This is a genomic window from Streptomyces sp. ActVer, from assembly GCF_027270795.1.
GTDB lineage: Bacteria > Actinomycetota > Actinomycetes > Streptomycetales > Streptomycetaceae > Streptomyces > Streptomyces umbrinus_A.
Genome location: NZ_JAPWHT010000698.1, coordinates 1 through 3,556 on the forward strand (window position 1 = coordinate 1; position 3,556 = coordinate 3,556).

A 3,556-nucleotide genomic window follows, 5' to 3' on the forward strand; every position below is an offset into this window, starting at 1 on the left:
GGTCGAGATACCGCCGCCACCACTCCAGGTCGGCCGGGTCCCGGTCGGGTTCGGCGGCGCCGACCGTGCTGCCCGCGGACGCCGCGAACCGTGCGGGACGGCCCTCGACCGCGGCCTTGTAGAACTCCTCCAGGTCGGCCGCGAGGATGCCGGCCGAGTGGGCGTCGGTGATGATGTGGTGCAGCCCGAGTACGAGCACATGGTCGTCGTCGGCGAGCGTCAGGAGCCGTGGGGTGAAGAGCGGCCCCTCGGCAAGGTCGTACGGCCGCGAGCTCTCTTCCCGGAGCACCGCCGCGACAGCCGCGTCGGGCTCCGGCGCCTCCCGGGAATCGGTCAACTGCCCCCGGGCATCGGTCACTCGGAGCGGGACGCGCACTCCGTGCCGTACGACCTGCAGTACCGTCTCGTCGCCACCGCCCGGGCGGAACACGGTCCGCAGACCGGCGTGCCGCTCGACCAGCCCGTCGACCGCGGCGGCCAGCGCCTCCGCGTCCAGCGGGCCGCGCAGCCGCACCGCCTGGATCTCGTTGTACGCGGCCGGGTCGCCGATCAGTTGGGCGGCGAGCCAGATCCGGCGCTGGGCGTCGGTGGCGGGCGCGGAGACATCGTTGCCAGGAGAGGTGGCCGCGGGCCCCGCGTCCTGGTGGCGCTCGCGCAGCGCGTCGAGATGTTCGAGTCCGGTACGCATCAGGTCGGCGGGCATGCCGAAGTCGACGAGCGCGGCGATCTCGTCGACGCCCGCCTCGTACAGCGCGTCCACCACGGGCGCGCAGGTCTCCGGCGTACCGATCAGGGCCCGCTCGTCGCAGTACCCGTCGTACGCCCGGCGGAAGAGGTACTCCAGGTCCTCCTCGCTCGCCGTGGCCAGGTCACGCGGATCGCCCCCCGGCGTGCCCAGCGTGCTCGCCGCGGAGCGCATCTGCAGCGAGGAGCGCAGATAGCGGGTCATCGGCTCCAGCGCCTGGGCACGGGCCGTCGTGTGGTCGTCACCGAGGTAGGTGTGCAGGAGCACGGTCACCCGGCCGGTGTCGGGGTCGAGGCCGTGCTGCTCGCGGGCCTTGCGGTAGTGGCCGATGTTCTCGGCGAGTTCGGCGACCGTCTGGTTCATCAGGTTGGTGACGATGCCCAGACCGCGCCGAGCCGCCTCCTCGTACGACTCACGCCGTCCCGAGGTCGCGAGGAACATGGGCGGCATGTCCTGCACCGGGCGCGGATGGATGCGTACGGCGGTCTCCCCGCCGTCTCCCGTACGCCGGGGCAGGGTGCCGCCGCTCCACAGCGTCCGTACGTCGTCGAGGTGGGCGAAGCCGATCTCCTTGCGGCGGGCGAAGCGGTCCGGGTGGAGTGCGAAGTCCTGCGCGTGCCAGCCGGTGGCGCAGCCGATGCCGACGCGGCCGCCGGAGAGGTTGTCGACGACCGACCACTCCTCGGCGATCCGGACGGGGTCGTGCAGCGGCAGTACGACGGAACCCGCGTTCAGCCGGATCCGGCTGGTCTCGCGGGCCAGCGCGGCCGCGAGCACGGAGGGGTTGGGGAAGAGGCCGCCGAAGGAGTGGAAGTGCCGCTCCGGCACCCAGAGGGAACTGAAGCCGCGTTCGTCGGCGAAGCGGGCCGTCTCGACGATGTGGTCGTAGGCGTCGGAGGGGCGGGGCGCGTTCGGTCGGCCGTCCGCGACGCCGTCCGTGTCTGAATCCGGGTAGTCGCCGAAGAAGTACAGGCCGAAGTCGGCGGCCGGGCGGGGGCGCGTGGCCTTCGGCCGTGGCTGCGAATGCTGACGCAGGCTGGGGCTCGGGCGGGTCGTGGGGAAGAAGCCGCCCCCGCGCAGGGCACGCAGGGAGTCCTTCACGGCGTCCGAGACGCGCTCGACGTCCGCGTCGGTGTGGGCGGTGGACAGGTAGAAGCTGCGCCACTCCCACACGTGGATGCCCCGCAACAGCAGGTGCTGGTAGAGGAGTTCCATGTCGGCGCGGTGCCTGAACCGGAACATGGACCCGAAGTGGCTCAGTTCCAGGGGGAATTCCTCGTCCCTGAAGAACTCGTTCAGGCCTTCGGCCAGCATGTCGGTGCGGGCGTTGAGCCGTTCCTGGAGGGCGGGGCCCTCGGCGGTGAGATGGGTGAGGACCGCCTTGGCCGCCGCCATGGACAGCGGGTGCTGCATGTACGTGCCGCCGAAGAACGTGGTCTCGGTCTCCGGGCGGCTGTCGTCGCCGTACCGCCAGAAGCCGCCGTCGACTCCGTCCAGGATGTCGGCGCGGCCCGCGATCGCGCCGATCGGGAAGCCGCTGCCGAGCGCCTTGCCGTAGGTGGCGAGGTCCGGGACGACGCCGAAGTGGTGCTGCGCGCCGCGCGGATGGGGGCGCAGGCCGGTGAGCATCTCGTCGAAGAGGAGCACGATGCCGCGGCGCCGCGTGAGGTCGCGCAGCTCCCGCAGGAACGCGACCGGGCGCAGGGCGGGGTCGCGGCACTGGACCGGCTCGACGAGGACCGCCGCGATGGTGTCGCCGAGTGCGTCGACGGTGTCGAGGGCCTCCTGGCTGCCGTATTCGAGGACGATCATCTCGGAGACGGCGCTGTGCGGGATGCCGTGCGAGACGGGTACGGCGCGAATGCCGTCCGGCCCCGGGCGGCCGAGCACGGAGTCGATGTGACCGTGGTAAGAGCCGCGGAACATGACGATGCGGTCGCGGCCGGTGGCGGCGCGGGCCAGCCGGATGGCGGCGGAGTTGGCCTCGGTACCGGAGCCGGCGAACGCCACGCGTTCCATGCCCGTCAAGTCGGCCAGCAACTGGGCGACTTCACCGGCCTCGACCGGCCGGGGGCCGAAGCGCAGGCCCTGGGCGAGATGCTCCCGTACGGCCTCGGTGACCACCTCCGGCTCATGGCCGAGCAGCAGGGCGCCGAAGCCCATGGTGATGTCGGTGTACTCGTTCCCGTCCACGTCGGTCAGGCGCGCGCCCCGGGCCGAGCGGGCCGCGAGGGGGTACAGCGTCTCCTTCGTCGACCGACGGAACCCGACGACGGCCCGGCTGTCGGCCAGCACGGCACGCTGCCGCTGAGCCAACTCCTTGGACGTACGCGTCCGTTCGGCCAGCGCGCGGCTCAGCTCGGCGGCATGAGCCCGCTGCCCGGCATTCGCGTCGGCGCCCTCGCCGACCATTCCCGAGCCTTCGGGGAGGGTTACGCGGGGGCCGTGGAGGGTGGGGGGTGCGGCGGGCATCGGGGCCGGGGCCGGGTCCTGAGACGGCATCGGGGCCGGTCCGGGCGGCGGTGCCGCCGAGTGTCGCTTGGCCGCCGCGAGTTGTGCCGTGAGCTTCCGGGAGAGTTCCGCGGCCCGGTCGGCCGCCGTCGTGCTCATCGGGCACGCTCGGCGCCGAGCAGGGCTATCGCCTCGGAGAGCTGGGTCAGCATGGCCGCCTGCGTCTCGGCGAGCAGGTCGATCTGCCGTCGGAGCTCGGCGACTTCGGAGCGGAGCGCGTACTCCGGGCCTGTTGGCGCCGGTCCTGCCTGCGCCGGGCCTGCGGGCGCCGGGCCTGCGGGCGCCGGGCCTGCGGGCGCC

The 3,556-nt window shown here is 73.0% G+C and carries 1 protein-coding gene and 1 pseudogene; both read right to left on the reverse strand.

Features of this window, described 5'->3' with window-relative positions; translation table 11 throughout:
* Window positions 1-3,355 (reverse strand): MupA/Atu3671 family FMN-dependent luciferase-like monooxygenase (locus tag O3Q52_RS50690; RefSeq protein WP_269655178.1); only part of this gene is annotated, 3,355 nt, incomplete at its 3' end.
* Window positions 3,352-3,556 (reverse strand): annotated as a pseudogene (locus O3Q52_RS50695) (hypothetical protein); the annotation flags it as partial. The pseudogene O3Q52_RS50695 and the gene O3Q52_RS50690, both read right to left, overlap by 4 nt.